This window comes from Xenorhabdus littoralis (assembly GCF_033949345.1).
GTDB lineage: Bacteria > Pseudomonadota > Gammaproteobacteria > Enterobacterales > Enterobacteriaceae > Xenorhabdus > Xenorhabdus littoralis.
Window position 1 is genome coordinate 23,608 of sequence record NZ_VCDP01000035.1, and the last position, 17,622, is coordinate 41,229.

Annotated in this window: 12 protein-coding genes; 7 read left to right on the forward strand and 5 right to left on the reverse strand. The window is 41.7% G+C overall.

Annotated features, from left to right (window positions below):
* Window positions 1-17 precede the first annotated feature (17 nt).
* The 5 genes from FE394_RS10400 to dld all read left to right on the forward strand — a co-directional run bounded on the left by FE394_RS10400 (window position 18) and on the right by dld (window position 7,980).
* A complete protein-coding gene (locus FE394_RS10400; RefSeq protein WP_319926321.1) occupies window positions 18-1,103 on the forward strand; it encodes a FecCD family ABC transporter permease in 1,086 nt (361 codons plus the stop codon).
* Window positions 1,100-1,888: an ABC transporter ATP-binding protein gene (locus tag FE394_RS10405; protein ID WP_319926322.1), complete on the forward strand. Its 789-nt coding sequence runs from the start codon at window positions 1,100-1,102 to the stop codon at window positions 1,886-1,888. The genes FE394_RS10400 and FE394_RS10405 overlap by 4 nt, the downstream gene beginning before the upstream one ends.
* Window positions 1,889-2,045: 157 nt before the next feature.
* Window positions 2,046-4,013, forward strand: coding sequence for a ligand-gated channel protein (locus FE394_RS10410; RefSeq protein WP_319926323.1), 1,968 nt, complete (start codon window positions 2,046-2,048; stop codon window positions 4,011-4,013).
* Window positions 4,014-4,689: 676 nt separating this feature from the next.
* Window positions 4,690-6,066: an APC family permease gene (locus FE394_RS10420; RefSeq protein WP_319926325.1), complete on the forward strand. Its 1,377-nt coding sequence runs from the start codon at window positions 4,690-4,692 to the stop codon at window positions 6,064-6,066.
* A 168-nt stretch (window positions 6,067-6,234) separates the two neighbouring features.
* Window positions 6,235-7,980: a D-lactate dehydrogenase gene (gene dld, locus FE394_RS10425; protein WP_319926326.1), complete on the forward strand. Its 1,746-nt coding sequence runs from the start codon at window positions 6,235-6,237 to the stop codon at window positions 7,978-7,980.
* Between the two features lie 83 nt (window positions 7,981-8,063).
* On the opposite strand, the gene sbcB is transcribed toward dld, so the two are convergent.
* Both sbcB and FE394_RS10435 read right to left on the reverse strand, forming a co-directional pair.
* On the reverse strand, window positions 8,064-9,494 hold the full coding sequence (gene sbcB / locus FE394_RS10430; protein ID WP_319926327.1) for an exodeoxyribonuclease I: 1,431 nt from the start codon (window positions 9,492-9,494) through the stop codon (window positions 8,064-8,066).
* Window positions 9,495-9,703: 209 nt separating this feature from the next.
* Window positions 9,704-10,237, reverse strand: a complete 534-nt coding sequence (locus tag FE394_RS10435) for a hypothetical protein (RefSeq protein WP_319926328.1) — start codon at window positions 10,235-10,237, stop codon at window positions 9,704-9,706.
* A gap of 692 nt (window positions 10,238-10,929) precedes the next feature.
* Here FE394_RS10435 and tmaR point away from each other — a divergent pair.
* Entirely contained in the window at window positions 10,930-11,250 is a 321-nt protein-coding gene (tmaR, locus tag FE394_RS10440; protein ID WP_086112913.1) for a PTS system regulator TmaR, read from the forward strand.
* 70 nt (window positions 11,251-11,320) lie between these two features.
* On the opposite strand, the gene FE394_RS10445 is transcribed toward tmaR, so the two are convergent.
* Both FE394_RS10445 and rne read right to left on the reverse strand, forming a co-directional pair.
* Window positions 11,321-11,947, reverse strand: a complete 627-nt coding sequence (locus tag FE394_RS10445) for an SDR family oxidoreductase (protein WP_319926329.1) — start codon at window positions 11,945-11,947, stop codon at window positions 11,321-11,323.
* A gap of 215 nt (window positions 11,948-12,162) precedes the next feature.
* On the reverse strand, window positions 12,163-15,387 hold the full coding sequence (gene rne / locus FE394_RS10450; RefSeq protein WP_319926330.1) for a ribonuclease E: 3,225 nt from the start codon (window positions 15,385-15,387) through the stop codon (window positions 12,163-12,165).
* A gap of 558 nt (window positions 15,388-15,945) precedes the next feature.
* Here rne and rluC point away from each other — a divergent pair.
* Window positions 15,946-16,902, forward strand: coding sequence for a 23S rRNA pseudouridine(955/2504/2580) synthase RluC (gene rluC, locus FE394_RS10455; protein ID WP_319926331.1), 957 nt, complete (start codon window positions 15,946-15,948; stop codon window positions 16,900-16,902).
* Here the strand turns inward: rluC and FE394_RS10460 are convergent.
* Window positions 16,896-17,489 carry a Maf family protein gene (locus FE394_RS10460; RefSeq protein WP_319926332.1) on the reverse strand — a complete coding sequence of 198 codons (594 nt, stop codon included), beginning with the start codon at window positions 17,487-17,489 and terminating at the stop codon, window positions 16,896-16,898. The two genes, rluC and FE394_RS10460, sit on opposite strands and share 7 nt — an antisense overlap.
* Between the last annotated feature and the right edge of the window lie 133 nt (window positions 17,490-17,622).

A 17,622-nucleotide genomic window follows, 5' to 3' on the forward strand; every position in this document is an offset into this window, starting at 1 on the left:
AGTAACAGGTAATAAAAATGAGCGTCACTACCGAGTCTATACCAATGGTGAAACAGCAATTGAGTGAGTGCGATATAAAAGCACATTATCGTCATATCCTGCGTCGACGTATTGTATGGATATTGTTCATCATTTTGATGATTGGCACCTCTGTTGTACTGGATTTTACAATGGGGCCATCAGGATTATCACTGCAAACCTTCTGGCAAACACTGATTTCGCCAGAAAGTGTTAATGCAGCAACCCGGGTGATTGTTTGGGATATCCGATTACCCTATGCCTTGATGGCGGTAGTGGTCGGTCTGTCACTTGGGCTGGCTGGCGCTGAAATGCAGACAATTTTAAATAACCCGTTAGCCAGCCCATTTACTTTGGGTGTTTCCAATGCGGCTTCTTTTGGTGCAGCATTGGCAATTGTGCTTGGGATCGGTATTCCCGGAATACCGGATCAGTGGTCCATCTCCGCAAATGCTTTTCTCTTTGCGTTTCTGGCTGCTTTGATGCTTGATGGTATTACCCGTTGGACAAGAGTAGCAACCTCAGGTGTTGTGTTATTTGGTATTGCGATGGTGTTTACTTTCGAAGCATTGGTTTCCATGATGCAATTTATCGCCACGGAAGATACTTTGCAGGGATTGGTTTTTTGGACAATGGGTAGCCTTTCCAGAGCGACGTGGGAAAAACTGGGTATTATGATGTTAGTGTTCTCCATCATGATGCCTATCTCAATGAGTAACTCTTGGAAACTGACAGCGTTGCGTCTGGGAGAAGATCGTGCGACTAGTTTCGGGATCAATATCAGCCACCTTCGTTTAGGAACATTGCTGCGTATCAGCATCCTGACTGCATTAGCGGTTGCGTTTGTTGGCCCAATTGCTTTTATCGGGCTGGTGGCTCCGCATATAGCCAGAATGATGTTTGGTGAAGACCATCGTTTTTACTTGCCAGCGAGTGCACTGATTGGCGGATTGGTTTTATCTATGGCTTCCATTGCTTCTAAGAACCTGATCCCGGGCATGATCATACCTGTGGGGATTGTGACATCATTGGTCGGTGTACCTTTCTTCCTTAGCATCGTTTTACGCCATAGGGGGAATGTATGAATCAGGGGCTAAAAATAAATCAGTGGACGACGGGGTATCCGAAACATCCTGTGATTCAAAATCTGGATGTTAAGTCATTGCCGCGTGGTCAAATCACCGTATTACTGGGGCCGAATGGTTGCGGAAAATCCACACTTCTTCGTTCGTTGGCTGGCTTGAATAAAGCCAGTGGTGAATTGCTGTTGGACGGGCAGGATTTGATGCAAATGAACTTTGCGCAACGTGCTAAGAACGTAGTTTATTTGCCTCAATCATTACCTGCGGGTGTTCACCTTCATGTTTTAGAATCAGTGATTGTTGCCCAGAGAGCATCGGGTGGTGTGAGTAATAGCCAATGCGAGCAAGATGTCATGGAGCTTTTGCGTCAGCTTGGAATAGAGCATTTGGCTTTAAGCTATCTGGATCAATTATCGGGTGGACAAAAACAGTTGGTGGGATTAGCTCAATCGCTTATTCGGCATCCAACCCTATTATTATTAGATGAACCATTAAGTGCTCTGGATTTAAATTACCAGTATCACGTTATGGATTTAGTTGCCCGTGAAACACGTCGTCGTAATATTATTACGATTGTCGTTGTCCACGATATCAATATTGCATTGCGTCATGGTGACCATGTATTAATGCTGAAAAAAGGCGAATTAATCTCCGAAGGTACGCCTGAACAGGTTATCACATCGGATAGTTTGGCTGAGGTTTATGGTATTAAAGGCCGAATTGAATGTTGTTCCCGGGGGGTACCACAAGTATTAATTGATGGTTTAGTGGCAGAATTAGAGAGTTAGAATAATAAAGCCAGAAATATTTTTATTAATATTAAGTTTAATTAATTTAATAATTATAACATTGACAGGGATAATTATTTATCCCTGTGCTGCGGGCGCATGTCGGTTATTTGTGTTTAATTTAAATAATTCTATTCTACCTTTTGGAGAATCGGGAATGGCTGTTTTTGCAAAGAAAAAAATTGTACTAGGCATTATTGCTGCTATTTCATCCAGCTTTGTTTTGGTTGCCAATGCAGCTAATAGTGGCGAAGATAAAATTGTTGTGACTACCGCAGCGGGTTTCCAACAAAAGATTGAAGATGCGCCTGCGTCTATTTCAGTTATTAGCCGTGAACAGCTAGAAACTAAAGCTTACCGTGATGTCACTGATGCATTGAAAGATGTGCCGGGAGTGGTTGTTACTGGTGGTGGTAGTAGCAGTGATATCAGCATACGTGGTATGTCTTCAAAATATACCATGATTCTGATTGATGGTAGACGTGTTGATACACGTAATACTCGTCCGAATAGTGATGGTTCAGGAATTGAACAAGGATGGTTGCCACCATTATCTGCTATTGAGCGTATTGAAGTAGTGAGAGGGCCAATGTCTTCTCTATATGGTTCTGATGCTATGGGCGGTGTGATTAATGTTATTACTCGTAAAACTCAGAAAGAATGGCATGTCAGTCTGAGTGCAGATGCGACTCTGACTGAAAGTAAAAATTCTGGTAACAGCCATCAAAACAGCATTTATGCAGCAGGGCCAATAATTGATGGATTATTGGGGTTAAGAGTAAATGGCCTGTATTCGCATCGTAATGAGGATAAATTCCTGGGTGGATTTAGAAAGCAGGAAATGCGTAATGGTGCTGTAGCCCTTTCTTTGACTCCAGACGAGGAAAATGCCTTTACTTTTGAAGCTGGTCGCTATGAACAGGATCGCGACTCAACTATCGGCAAGACACGTGATTGCACGCCAAAATCTTGTAATGACGATACCAGCCGTTATAAACGCAATAATTATGCTATTACTCATCAGGGCGTTTATGATTTTGGTACAACGACTTCTTATATTCAAAGAGATGAAGCTGATAATCCTGAACGTGAAATGACAAATAACGATACGGTATTTAATAACCATACGACGCTTGTATTTGATGATCATACAGTAAGCTTCGGTGGCCAATATCGTTATGAAGATTTACGGGATAATGGTAATCAACTACCTTCAGCTAAAGATGTTAATAAGCTAACCCGCTGGAGTTGGGCATTAGTCCTGGAAGATGAATGGCAAATGATTAATGATTTTGCCCTGACGGGTGGAATCCGATTAGATAAAGACCAAAATTTCGGCATGCACTGGACACCTCGTTTATATGGAGTGTGGCATGCTGATGAACAATGGACGATTAAGGGTGGGGTTTCTACGGGTTATCGTTCTCCTGATCTGAGGCAAGTAGCTGCTAATTGGGGGCAGGCAACAGGTGGACGGTTCAGTAATGGCATGATTCTAGGGAACCCTGACCTCAAGCCAGAGAAAAGTGTTAATGAAGAAATTAGTATCATCTGGAACAATCAAGATAACTTTAATATTGGCTTAACTGTTTTTAATACTGACTTTAAAGATAAGATTACTGAAGTTAAAGATTGCGAGACAGATTGTAAACTGGGTAGTAAAACTTATGACTTTATTAACAAACGCATAAATGTTGATAAAGCTAATATCCGGGGTATCGAAACCACCATTAATTGGGATATTATTGACAGTTTGTCATTGGCAGCCAACTATACTTATACCGACTCTGAACAAAAAAGTGGTAAGTACAAAAGCCAGCCGTTAAATAAAATGCCAACACATATGGCAAATGCAACGTTGAGCTGGCAGGCATTACCTGAGTTGGATACATGGACTCGTATTAACTTCCGTGGTAAAACCAAAAACTATCAGTACCGTTCCAGCATGAGAGACGGAACTCCTTCCTATACTTTTGTCGATCTGGGAATGAGTTATAATCTGGTTAAAAATGTACGCCTGTCAGGTGGAATTTATAACATCTTGGATAAACGAGTAACTGAAGAATCCCATGACGCAGTTCTCGATGGCCGCCGTTATCAGATTGGCATTAATTACGACTTTTAATTAATATTTCACTTCATTATTAATATTAGTCATAATACTTAACATCTATGTGTAATATCGAATCATCCCTCCATCAATTTCGTGATGAAGGGATGATTTTTTTGTATAAAAATCATCCCCATTAAATAGCAAATAATTTCCTTTTGTGCTAAAAATTTATTAGAAGCTAAGTAGTGAATCTAATGACGTCAAGTTTCAGCACAAACTCAGTAAAAGCCTACTCTACAAGACATTATTGTGTCGTAAAAAATAATAAGTTTTTAGTGTCATAGCCCTTGCTATTTCTGGACTTGAAGTGCAGAATGCGTGCACTAAAAAATAACTGGTGCGTAAATATGCACCAGTTATTTTTTTTGCATTGAGTTATTTTTTACAACACAAAGAGAACACAAAGAGGCCGGATTTTGTTCCGGATCGATACTGACCATAAGCAACCACAATTGAGGCTGGGTTGCTATACTGAGGAATGTAAATATGGAGCAATTATTTTCTTTTGCACTTGTGCCGATTGGCGCTCGTTGCTGCAATGACGACTACGGAGCATGCTCCTTTGTCAATTCATCATCTTCTAATTCTTCATTCTTTTCTGTCTATAGACAGATGCGAAGTCTACCCAGTAACTATCGATTAAGTAGTTGTATCAGTACCCAGATCGAAGTTATGGGAGGATTCGCTCATGTCGCATAATTCAATCACTCTCGATACTAACCAAGCGAATGCTAGTAACCGCGTTCAACTAAGAAGAACGTTGACACTGTTTCAAGTAGTTATGATGGGTCTTGCTTATATCCAGCCGATGACTATTTTTGATACATTTGGCATTGTTTCTGGTCTTACGGGCGGGCATGTCGCGACATCTTATGCAATCGCATTGATCGCAATTTTATTTACAGCCTTAAGTTACGGGAAATTAGTAAAGCGTTTTCCATCAGCAGGTTCTGCCTATACATACGTACAAAAATCAATGAATCCCCATCTTGGGTTTATGGTAGGTTGGTCATCTTTGCTTGATTATCTGCTTATGCCGATGATCAATATCCTGCTGGCAAAAATTTATCTTCAAGCCATTTTTCCGGGAATTGATCCGTGGGTTTTTGTGGTTGGTTTGGCGGTACTAATGACAGTTTTCAACCTGAGTGGCATTAACGTTGTGGCGAACATCAACGGCCTGATTGTGGTTGTTCAAGTTGCTGTCATAGTGGCCTTTGTTGGCTTATTAATGTATGGCGTACATCATGGTGAAGGTACTGGAACATTGTTCAGTATGCGACCATTTACGTCGGAAGAGGCAAAATTGATTCCAATGATAACCGGGGCAACAATACTTTGTTTCTCTTTCCTCGGATTTGATGGTATCAGTTCTTTGTCTGAAGAGACTCCTAATGCGGAAAAAGTTATTCCGAAAGCGATTTTCCTGACCGCATTAATTGGTGGTGTTATTTTCATTTCAGTGTCTTATTTCTTACAGCTCTATTTTCCTGATATTTCCAGGTTTAAAAACCCTGATGAGTCTCAACCGGAAATTATGCTGTTTGTTGCAGGGAAACTATTCCAAGCGATTATTTTGGTATTCTCCTGTGTTACCGTAATGGCTTCAGGTATGGCTGCACATGCAGGTGTATCCCGTCTGCTCTATGTAATGGGACGTGACGGCGTACTGCCTGAGAAAGTATTTGCCTATGTTCACCCGAAATGGCGAACACCGGCAATCAATGTCATATTGGTTGGTATTGTTGCGTTATCTGCTGGTTGGCTGGATTTGGTGACTGCAACTGCCCTGATTAACTTCGGAGCATTGGTTGCGTTTACTTTCGTCAACTTGTCGGTGATCTCTCAATTTTATATTCGTGAGCGTCGTAACAATACACTGAAAGACACGCTGAATTTCCTGATCCTGCCACTTCTTGGTGCAGCGACAGTCGGTGTTTTGTGGATAAACCTTGAAGCAAACTCAATGGAGTTAGGTTTGTTTTGGGGGGGGATCGGTCTCATTTACATGTTCTTTGTAACTCGTAGCTTCCGTCAACCAATGCCACAGTTTACTGAATCATAGTGAGAAATATATTTCAGACAGCACCTTCGGGTGCTGTTTTTTTTGAAGTAAAAAGAGCGTTAATCACACAAAAATAATTAAAAGACGTCATATAATAATAGCAATTCAGCCATACCTAATTTCATTAAGAGCCTGTTTGTCTGGTTCCTGTAAGGTAAGAAAACGATTATGAATGATGCTAAAACTCCCCAGAATCAGCAACTCATTGCTATCCTCACGAATATAGTTGGATCTTCCCATATCCTCACTGAACCACGAAAAACAGAACGTTATCGCAAAGGCTTTCGTTCTGGACAAGGAAATGCCCTTGCGGTTGTATTTCCTGGTTCATTATTGGAGTTGTGGAAGATTTTCAAATCTTGTGTTGATGCCGACAAAATTATTTTGATGCAGGCAGCCAATACAGGATTAACGGAAGGCTCTACACCTAATGGCAATGACTATGATCGTGATATTGTCATTATCAGCACCTTACGTATGGATAAAATCCAAGTTCTTCAACCCGCCAATCAGGTCATTGCATTTCCCGGTAGTACATTGTGGCATTTGGAAAAAGTTTTGAAACCACTGGGGCGCGAACCTCACTCAGTTATAGGCTCTTCCTGTATTGGCGCATCTGTTGTTGGTGGGATCTGCAATAATTCAGGGGGTTCTTTGGTTCAGCGTGGGCCAGCTTACACCGAAATGGCATTGTATGGTCGTGTTAATGAAAAGGGTGAAGCTGAACTTATTAACCACTTGGGAATATCATTGGGCGATACGCCTGAAGATATTTTGACTTGTTTGGAAGAACAACGTTACCGTACTGAAGATATCCAACATAATGACAGGGTTGCATCTGATCATGAATATGCACAGCGCATCCGGGATATTGACGCCGATAGCCCATCACGATTCAATGCTGATGAACGCAGGCTATTTGAAGCTTCAGGATGTGCGGGTAAATTAGTTGTTTTTGCTGCCCGTCTTGATTCATTTCCGGCAGAGCCATCTTCGCAAGTCTTCTATATCGGTACTAATCAGCCTGAAGTATTAACGGAATTACGTCGTTATATTTTATCGAATTTCCAGCATTTGCCAGTTGCTGGAGAATACATGCATCGGGATATTTTTGATATTTCTGAAGTTTATGGAAAAGATACTTTTGTTATGATTGATAAATTAGGCACAGATAAAATGCCCATGTTTTTCAATCTGAAAGGACGAGTAGATGCCGTATTAGGTAAAGTCCCATTTTTACCATCTCATTTGACAGATCGTATCATGCAAGGAATGAGTCGTTTATTACCGTCCCACTTGCCTGAACGCTTGAAAGAATATCGAAATCGCTTTGAACACCACTTAATGTTGAAAATGTCTGGTGAAGGTATCAAAGAGGCAAAAGAGTGGCTGGAAAGTTATTTCAAACAAGCTGATGGAGAATATTTTGCCTGTACATCAGAAGAAGGGGCAAAAGCATTTTTACACCGTTTTGCAGCTGCAGGTGCGGCCATTCGTTACCAAGCCGTTCACAGTAATGAAGTGGAAGATATTCTGGCGCTGGATATTGCCTTGCGACGTAATGATCGTGAATGGTTTGAATCTTTGCCGGCAGAAATTAATAAAGCGCTAGTACATCGTCTCTACTACGGACATTTTATGTGTCACGTATTTCATCAGGACTATATTGTCAAAAAAGGTACGGATGTTTATGCGCTGAAAGCAAAAATGCTGGAGATTTTAAATCAGCGGGGAGCAGAATATCCTGCTGAGCATAATGTTGGTCATCTATATCAAGCGAAACCACAACTTAAGCAATTCTATCAAATGACTGATCCTACCAATACCTTAAATCCGGGAATTGGTAAAACCTCCAAACTGAAAAACTGGGAAGGAGAATGTGGTTGTCAGCACTCTGAAAAACCGCATGACTAGCCAGTTCCTATGTTTATCTCAAATCAGAAAAAGACAAACATAATAGTTTGTCTTTTTCTTTTTTAAAGAACCTGAAATGAATATTATCCTGCCAATTGGATGGCATAATCAAACAGTGATTTCAACTGGCGACACTTTTCTTCATCAGATTGATATTCAATATAAAGTTGATCGATAGTTGCAATATATTGACGGAGGTTTTCCTGCGTTAAGACATCCTGACGATGGCGTAACCAGCGTTGTTGCTCGTCATAATCCAGAGTATTTGGATAGTTTCTGGCACGATAACGAAACAATAGAGCTTTAATCCGTATATCTTGGAAAGTTAAATCCAAGGCAGGCAGATTCTGAGGGGACGTTTTCCGGATAATTTCCATTGCTGTTTTATCGGCATCACTGAAAAATCCACTATATAGCTTAGTATCAACATTATCAGATTCTGGAAATTCTTCAGGATAACCAAACAGTTCAACGACTTTTTCCCTGATTTGTGGGTTATTGCGCAAGAGAGCCAGATTTTGCTCACATTGGTTGCGATCTAATCCTACTCGTTCTGTATCTTCTGGCCGCAATGTATTTTCGGGCGCGATGATTGGACATTTATTGATATGTACCAATTTAATGGGTACCGGATTTTGGCCTGGTTGTAATTTATCACGTCGGGTATACAGGCGCTCACGTAATTTATCCACATTGAGCTCCAGTAACGGAGAAATATCACCTGCCAGATCGCACATGATAATGGCATTACGGTTTGTCGGATGCCATGCCAAGGGCGCAATAAGACTAATATTGCTGCGAAGAGTCCCAAACATACCTGATACATGAATCAGAGGTTTCATTTGAGGAATATCGATTTGATTGATTATTTTCTGCTTGTTTCTTAATTGGAAAAAATAATCAAACAAACGAGGCTGCGCTTTTTTCACTAATTTAGCCATTGCGATAGTGGCATAAACATCGGACATGGCATCGTGGGCATGAGTATGCTCAACACCATTGGCTTTTGTCAGATGTTCCAGTTTGAAGCTTGGCAATCCATCATCATTTTCGGGCCAGATAATTCCTTCCGGACGCAGGGCATAGCAGGCTCGTAATACATCGAGCAGATCCCAGCGGGAGTTACCTTTTTGCCAACTATATGCGTAAGGATCATAAAAATTGCGATAAAAAATGTTCCGGCTGACCTCGTCATCAAAACGAATATTATTGTATCCAAGAATACAGGTATTGGGTTTACTGAATGCATCATGGATTTGACGAGCAAACTCAGCCTCTTTGGCCCCTTTTTTTAATGCTAATTGCGGTGTAATTCCCGTGATCATGACAGCTTCAGGGTCGGGAAGGTAATCATCAGCAGGAGCACAATACACCACTAAAGGTTCTTCAATGATATTGAAATCACTGTCGGTGCGAACGCCTGCAAATTGAGCGGGACGATCCAGGGCAGGGTGTTTACCAAAAGTTTCATAGTCATGAAAATAGAAACTTTGTTGTTCTTTACCGGTGTTCAACGTTGTGTTATCTCCGTTAAATCTAATTTCTTACTTTACGTTTTTTACATGGTAAACCATATTCAGGCCAATCTGAATAATTAGATATGGACAGAGGCTCTTCTTTTACACCTAAAAAGCACACTCGCCATAATCAGATGACGAGTGTTTTAGCCAAGGTGTACTTTTTGATATGAGAGAGTGGCAGGGTGCCCTTCAATTAGATGTTGTTATGTGGTGAGAGAAAGTAGCGCATATGCATGGATGTTAGCAGCATCTGAGTTAAGGTGAACTAAACCTCTATCTAGTAAACGTAAATCTATATTGCTGTTATCCCATACAAGGGGATCAATACGATCTTTAGCCAGCAGATCAGGCACGTAGTATTTTGTGCCTTTTAGTGGCGGTTTTCTTTCAGGCGCAGGAACGTCCCATTCACCAATGCGAATAATTTTGGGATTAGGTTTTAACCTAAATTCCAATGTGTAAGTAAAATTTAAATGTTTGGTGCAATTTTGCCAGTCTTCAGAAGCGCTTTTACGGTATTGAAACCAACGCCATGGTTCATCGTGTTCGATGGATAGTTTTGCGTATTCCTCAATTAAAGTTGCGTGTGGATGTGGGTATGCAGCTATTACTGTGTCAGAGTGTACAAAAACGCCATTAATTTGATATTTACCGTCACTTTGCTCCGTAAGTTTATAAATCTTGTTTTTAACTAAATTGTGCTGGGGGTCATCTTCCCCGATATATTTGACGTACATGTATATTCCTCGATCTAATGCAATGTTCAACTCATCGCAGCCCACTCGAAAATGAGCTAGAGGCTAGTGAAATCTGTGGTGGTTCAAGCTTGATCTGACAGTCACCTTCTGCTGAAATGGTTTTTTCAATGCATTTGGCACTTTTTATCATTCTCTAGATTATTCTTTAACTTATTCTTTAACTTAATTGGATGATTACCCATGGCGGAAAACCCCCTTTTCTGCCATAAGTCGGTTCTTAAGCTCAGATATGAGGTAGCTTTAGAGCTATTGGGTATAGATTCTGCTGTTTTCAACAGACTCGGGTAGCGTTAAAACACGTCTATTGAAATTCCCATAATTTTACCGACATGGGGAATATTACCGAATGTTTCGGCAAGATTTAATAAACCAACTTTGTGTTTTATGATGGAACATGTTCTATGCCTTGACTTGTAAATCTTTTGATGAGGTGGATGGTCATGATGATAGAAAATTCTATGAGAAATTATGAGAAATTAAGTTACCGGGTTGCAGAGCCAAGTGTGTAAGGTCTGTACTGTTGTTGGAAGCTGTACTCATCGCACTGTAACTTGAAATCCATTGGGTATACATCAATAAATTGTCGAAACTGACTTGTCTATGCATGGTTTGAAACTGTATTGTGTAGTTATCATAAGAAATTATCAGTCTGATTAAAAAAGGTGTAAAAAATGGACAACACAAATAAACCAACATTCCACAATGTATTGGAGTTTGTGCGTATATTTCGTCGTAAAAACAAATTGCAGCGTGAAATCGTAGATAACGAGAAAAAGGTTCGGGATAACCAAAAACGCGTATTATTACTGGATAACCTGAGCGATTACATCAAACCGGGAATGTCAGTTGAAGATATTCAAGGAATTATTGCGCACATGCGTAGCGATTATGAAGAGCGAGTTGATGAATATATCATCAAAAATGCTGAGCTGTCTAAGGAACGCCGGGAATTATCTAAAAAACTTAAGGCTATGGATGGCGGGATAAAATAACATCTTGGTTGTTCAAATTTTTATTGACAGTTAACCACGCCGTCGGGCGTGGTTGTCTTTTTTTGGTAACTTAGCTCCAGTGAGGTTTTAATTCTGGATCAACTAAGGTATAAATCTGATAGTAAGTCTGTGTATCCTCGGCCATTTGTACCAATTGCTCTGCTACGTCTTTTCGGCTCACCATACCATGAATTTCTTTTTGATAACGCTGACAATGTCCAGTACCTGATTGGTCAGTAAGACCGCCGGGGCGAATAATTGTAAAATCCAGTGTGCTGGTTTGCAGGTAGCTTTCTGCCAATGATTTATGTCTGACTGATTGACCAAATAATGATTTGGCTCTTGGTGATAATGTCTTCCAACTTTCTCCGCATCCGATGGATGTTACCAATAATAAGCGTGAGATTTGAGCTTGCTCAACTGCGTCTACGATTGCAATGTTCCCATAATGATCTGAATTTCCTCCGCCAATAGTTGAGAAAACAACAGGATTTTCTCCCGCCTGTGTAATCGCTTTTTCTATGCTTTTTTTGTCACAGGCATCACCGTGTATCACGTTAACGCCTATTGCACTCAGTTCCGCTGCTTGTTGTTGATTACGAATTAATGTGGTGACTGGGCGGTTTTGTTTCAGGGCAATAGTCACTAAATGGCGTCCAACGCCTTTTCCGGCACCAAAAATTAGCCAAGGTTTCATAGGCGGGGTGTTCTCCATAAAATAATTCCATCTTAAATGATAATGATAACTATCTAAGTTTATTGGAATCGTTAACTGAAAGAAATGAAGCTGGCACGTTTTTATAGTGTGTAAGGTAAAAAAATGGCTCCTAACAAGAGGAGCCATTTTAGTTTTATAAAGAATAGCTTCACAAGAACTAGTCTTACAAGAAACTACACATTCAGTTATTCGAATTACTGTGGTTTAAACATTGCAGAGGTTGCAATGTTTGTTGCAGAGTGCCCACCTGCGCCACCTTTTCCTTGGAATGGATAGGAAGGACGTTGCCATTCAGTGATAATAACTGGTTGTGCCATCATATCTGGTGCTGGTGCCTTCGTCATTGGGGAATAAGCGTGATGATTTTTTTCCACGACAATCGAAGACTCAACAACTTTTGTCTCTTCCGTTTTAACTTCCTCTGCCTTAGCGCAAGTTTCCGTTGCGACAGTTGGTTGTTCTTCATGATGTTCCTGTTCAACAATAGACGCCACAATGATAGGTTCTGCCGTGTGACGGGTTTCTTCAGAATCATGTGATACAGCATCATACTGTACTGTACTGCCAAAAACTTCTGTCTGATGTTTTTCATCATGATTGATGGCAGTTTTAACAGTTTCAGGCTCTACTTTCACATGTGTGGTGATAGAAGAGATATCGGCAGATTTGGCGCTATCATGAGCAACGGTATCTTGCAGTTCAGCAACCTCAGTAACTTCTTCTGTTGAGGTTGGAGCAGATTCAGTGCTGACAGGTATCAGAATCACGTTTTCTTGTTGTACAGGTACCGTTTCTGTCACTATTTCTTCAACGGTATTAGAGACTTCAAGTTCAGCAGTTGTCACAGGTGCAACAGGATAACGAACCCAAACCTTGCCTGATGCCAGTTCTGGTGATACCACAGCCATTGTTAATGGAACAGGGGATTGAGTCAGGTTACGCTCATCACGATAACGGCGGCGACGTTGACCACTGACACGCAAATGGCGTGGAGAACGGCGGGAACGACGTGGCATTATGTTATCTTGTTGCTCATTGCTTTGTGACGTAATGTTTTGTGAAGCAGAGTTCTGTGATGCTGCGTTCTGTGCGATTGTGTCTTGTGGCGTTACCGATTGGTTAGCCGCTTCAACATTCGTATCAATAATGGCAGGTACAGATACAGGCGCTTTCTTCTCTTCCACGGCTTTCGGCGGTGTGGCTTCAGGCATCACTGCTGGTAAGGCGGTAATGATAGCGTCTTTCTTAACTTCATCAGTAATACGTACTTTCTGCTCAAGCTGACGGCGCTGGCGACGAGGCATGACAGGTTGACGCTCTTCAGCCTCTTCCTCTACAACATCAGGTCTGACTATCGTTTGCTGAGCTTTAGCTTCCAGCTGTTGCTGACGCTTTTCTTCCTGACGGCGACGTTGACGCTCTGCTCGTTGTTCACGGCGTTGTTGTTGCTGTGTTTCGCGAGCTTCATTATTGTCTATAGCAATGTTGTCATCTTGAACATTAGGTTTCTGTTGTACATTGCGGCCTTTGCGTTGTTCATCGCGCTCACGATTGTTACGGGTCTCATTCTCGTTACGTTCGCGACGTTGATTCTGACGGCGAGGATTACGACGTTCTGAGGAGCGGCGATTATCATTACCAGAAGGTTTTTTATCTTTTTCTTGAGTCTGTGTTTCTTCTTCACCACTGAACATCTTTTTCAGGGCACTGAAGAAACGACTGAATAATCCAGGTTTCTCTGTTTGCTGCTGCCTGTTGATTGTGGCGGCTTTTTTCTCTTTTGCTTTTGCTGCTACAGGCGCGGGTGTCTCTGCTGGCAGATCAAACGTTGAAATAGCAGGCTGTTCCGGGCGTTTGCGTTCATGCTGTACATCATCCTGAGTATTTGCCATTTCCGCTTCATGTAATTGTGGAAGCAAATAGCTCAAAGCAGAAATTTCTTCGCCTTTACGCACACGCAGTACAGAGAAATGCGGGGTTTGCATTTGATCGTTCGGAACGATAACAACACCCACACCACCTTGGCGATGTTCTATCGCACTGACAGCCCTACGTTTTTCATTCAACAAGTAGGACGCAATTTGTACAGGAACAATAGCATGAACCTGATGTGTATTTTCTTTCAGCGCTTCTTCTTCGATTAGACGCAGAATTGACAAGGAAAGTGATTCATTATCACGAATAGTTCCGGTGCCGCTACAGCGAGGACAAACGTGATGGCTGGATTCGCCCAGTGACGGACTTAAACGCTGACGAGACATCTCCAGTAAACCAAAGCGGGAGATGCGGCCGATCTGAATACGGGCACGATCCTGACGTACGGCATCACGCAGTCGGTTCTCAACTTCACGCTGGTGACGTACAGGTGTCATGTCAATGAAATCGATGACAATAAGACCACCGAGGTCACGCAGACGCAATTGACGCGCAATTTCGTCGGCAGCTTCCAAGTTAGTATTAAAGGCTGTTTCTTCGATATCCACACCACGGGTTGAACGGGATGAGTTGATATCGATTGAGGTCAGGGCTTCGGTCGTATCAATAACTACTGAGCCACCGGAAGGCAGCCGAACTTCACGTTGGAATGCTGATTCAATCTGCGATTCTATCTGATAATGGCTGAATAGTGGAACTTCACCGCTATACAGTTTGATTTTACTGGCAAAATCAGGACGCCCCAGAGCGGTAATGTGCTGACGCGCTAAATCAAGGATTTTGGGGTTATCAATCAAGATCTCCCCAATATCTGGGCGCAGGTAATCACGGAAAGCCCGTACTATAACATTGCTTTCCTGATGGATCAGAAATGGGGCAGGGTGGCTATCAGCGGCTTTCCTGATTGCTTCCCAATGTTTCAAGCGAAAATTTAAATCACCCTGTAAGGCTTCTGCTGATTTGCCTACACCGGCTGTACGGACGATAAGGCCCATCCCTTCCGGGACGTCAAGAGAAGAAAGTGCTTCTTTTAATTCAATGCGATCATCGCCTTCGATCCGGCGGGAAATCCCACCTGCTCTCGGGTTGTTTGGCATCAGAACCAAATAGCTGCCAGCCAGACTGATAAATGTTGTTAAGGCGGCACCTTTATTGCCTCGTTCTTCTTTATCAACTTGAACAATGACTTCCTGGCCTTCCTTTAGGATATCCTTTATGTTCGGACGGCCATGAGAGTGATAATTACTTGGGAAATATTCGCGAGCAATTTCTTTAATAGGCAGGAAACCATGTCGTTCAGCGCCATAATCAACAAAAGCAGCTTCCAGGCTAGGTTCAATTCGAGTAATTTTACCTTTATATATATTCGCCTTTTTCTGCTCGTGTCCTGGACTTTCAATATCCAAATCATAAAGTTTTTGCCCATCGACAAGGGCAACACGCAACTCTTCCTGTTGAGTTGCGTTGATTAACATTCTTTTCATTCTAACTTACTCATTATTTTTTACATTAGTATAGAGCTGCAAGTAAAAAAGAGACGAGCTACTGGTTACCGATGGCCTCGTGTCTTTTACAAAACCGCCAGCCTCACGGCTATCGTTTGTATAGAGGCGCCTATTTGTGTCGGCGAGTCTGAATTTCATTTAAATACAGCACTCTTTATTGGGATACTGTAATAAATCAGTACAGATTTCCCTCAATCCAGTAAACTGCAACTTACAGCCCATAAATTGTTTGATTAAACATTACGTCTTACGCCATTGCTGCGTTTTTGTTCAATCAAACAGATAACAAACAATTTCAATCTTGCCATTCATAGTTTAGTAAACTGTGGCCAGAAAGCATTATTCCATTGCTATTGGGGTGATAGCAAGGTGACTTTACCGCTTTGGCGGTTTTTTATCAGGAAATAGTGATAAGTTGTTAATCTTTAGTCTTTATCCTGAGGCGTTTGAAACAATGAAGTAAGAAAGCATGATTGTTATGTAGACATATTTAAAAATGAGTAGCGCTCTGTTTGTTGGATAATTAGAATCTCGGCCATGAAAACAAATAATCAAATTGTACAGTTTGTCACTATTGATGACGATGAGGCCGGCCAGCGAATTGATAATTTTTTGCTGGCTCGTTTAAAAGGTGTACCGAAGAGCATGATCTATCGGATCTTGCGCAAAGGTGAAGTTCGAGTTAACAAGGGTAGAGTCAAGCCTGAATATAAATTGACAGCAGGAGATACCATCAGGATCCCACCGGTCAGGGTAGCAGAAAAGCAGGAAGCCCCTGTTTCTGCAAAACTGGGCAAGGTGGCGGCTCTGGCGGAATGTATTGTATACGAAGATGACCATATTCTGGTCATTAATAAACCATCGGGAACGGCAGTACATGGTGGTAGCGGACTGAGTTTCGGCGTGATCGAAGGACTCCGTGCGCTGCGCCCTGAAGCACGTTTTCTTGAATTGGTGCATCGTCTTGATCGCGATACGTCGGGCATTTTGCTGATTGCGAAAAAGCGTTCTGCATTACGTACTTTACATGAGCAGCTACGTTTGAAGCAGATGCAGAAAGATTATCTGGCGTTAGTGCGTGGGCAATGGCAATCCCATTGTAAAGTGGTTGAAGCTCCCTTATTGAAAAATATCCTGCAAAGCGGGGAGAGGGTGGTTAAAGTCAGCAGTGAAGGCAAACCGTCTGAGACGCGCTTCAAAGTTGAAGAGAGGTATGAGTTTGCTACATTGGTGCGGGCTAGCCCAGTAACGGGACGAACTCACCAGATTCGCGTACATACTTTACATGCCGGTCATCCTATTGCCTTTGATAATCGATACGGTGATAGAAACTTCGATGCACAGCTTGCAGGAACAGGCCTTAACAGGCTATTCCTGCATGCCAGCTCATTGAAATTTACCCATCCATCCACAGGAGAAACTTTGCGTTTTGAAGCACCAATGGATGATCGGTTACGGCAGTGTTTAAAAATACTGAGACAAAATAATCACTGAGAATATACCGTCAGTGGGTTTACCCCCTGACGGATAAGCATTTTTGTCAGAGTAATTAACGGTAAACCGATTAGTGTGTTGGGGTCTCTGCCATCAAGTTTTTCAAATAATGTGATTCCCAATCCTTCACTTTTAAAACTACCTGCGCAATTGAAAGGCTTTTCTTTGTTTAAGTAATTGATAATTTCTGTTTCGGTAAGATCTCTGAAATAGACATAAAATAGTTCACAACGAATATCTGTGTCCCCTGTTTTACTATTGAACAGTGTAATGCCGGTATAAAAAGTGACACACTTGCCACTGGATTTTTTAAGTTGTGCGAAAGCGTTCTCAAAATTATGTGGTTTGCCTGTAATTTTGTTATCTAAAACACAAACCTGATCTGAACCTATAATTAGATGATTGGAGTAATCCCGTTGTAATGCGGTAGCTTTTGCACATGATAATCGCATGACTAATTGTTCTGGGCTTTCATTCTCCTGTGGGCTTTCGTCAATATCGGGGGATGCACAGGTAAAAGATAACCCCATTTTTTCCAATAATTGGCGACGATATACAGAAGTTGACGATAAAACAATCGGAAGCATCATTTTTCCATAAAATACGTAGAGAAATATTCGCAGACATTTTAAACTATACGCCGCTTAATAAGCGAATTTTTGGCGGAAAGGTGCAGATGTATGGCCTTTTTCTTTGACTATATCCCATTACAAAGATAAT

What these genes read in the sequence shown, in the direction of transcription:
- FE394_RS10400 (WP_319926321.1), top strand. Translation starts at nt 18, where the DNA reads ATGAGCGTCACTACCGAGTCTATACCAATGGTGAAACAGCAATTGAGT.
- FE394_RS10405 (WP_319926322.1), top strand. Translation starts at nt 1,100, where the DNA reads ATGAATCAGGGGCTAAAAATAAATCAGTGGACGACGGGGTATCCGAAA.
- FE394_RS10410 (WP_319926323.1), top strand. Translation starts at nt 2,046, where the DNA reads ATGGCTGTTTTTGCAAAGAAAAAAATTGTACTAGGCATTATTGCTGCT.
- FE394_RS10420 (WP_319926325.1), top strand. Translation starts at nt 4,690, where the DNA reads ATGTCGCATAATTCAATCACTCTCGATACTAACCAAGCGAATGCTAGT.
- dld (WP_319926326.1), top strand. Translation starts at nt 6,235, where the DNA reads ATGAATGATGCTAAAACTCCCCAGAATCAGCAACTCATTGCTATCCTC.
- FE394_RS10435 (WP_319926328.1), bottom strand. Translation starts at nt 10,237, where the DNA reads ATGTACGTCAAATATATCGGGGAAGATGACCCCCAGCACAATTTAGTT.
- tmaR (WP_086112913.1), top strand. Translation starts at nt 10,930, where the DNA reads ATGGACAACACAAATAAACCAACATTCCACAATGTATTGGAGTTTGTG.
- FE394_RS10445 (WP_319926329.1), bottom strand. Translation starts at nt 11,947, where the DNA reads ATGAAACCTTGGCTAATTTTTGGTGCCGGAAAAGGCGTTGGACGCCAT.
- rne (WP_319926330.1), bottom strand. Translation starts at nt 15,387, where the DNA reads ATGAAAAGAATGTTAATCAACGCAACTCAACAGGAAGAGTTGCGTGTT.
- rluC (WP_319926331.1), top strand. Translation starts at nt 15,946, where the DNA reads ATGAAAACAAATAATCAAATTGTACAGTTTGTCACTATTGATGACGAT.
- FE394_RS10460 (WP_319926332.1), bottom strand. Translation starts at nt 17,489, where the DNA reads ATGCTTCCGATTGTTTTATCGTCAACTTCTGTATATCGTCGCCAATTA.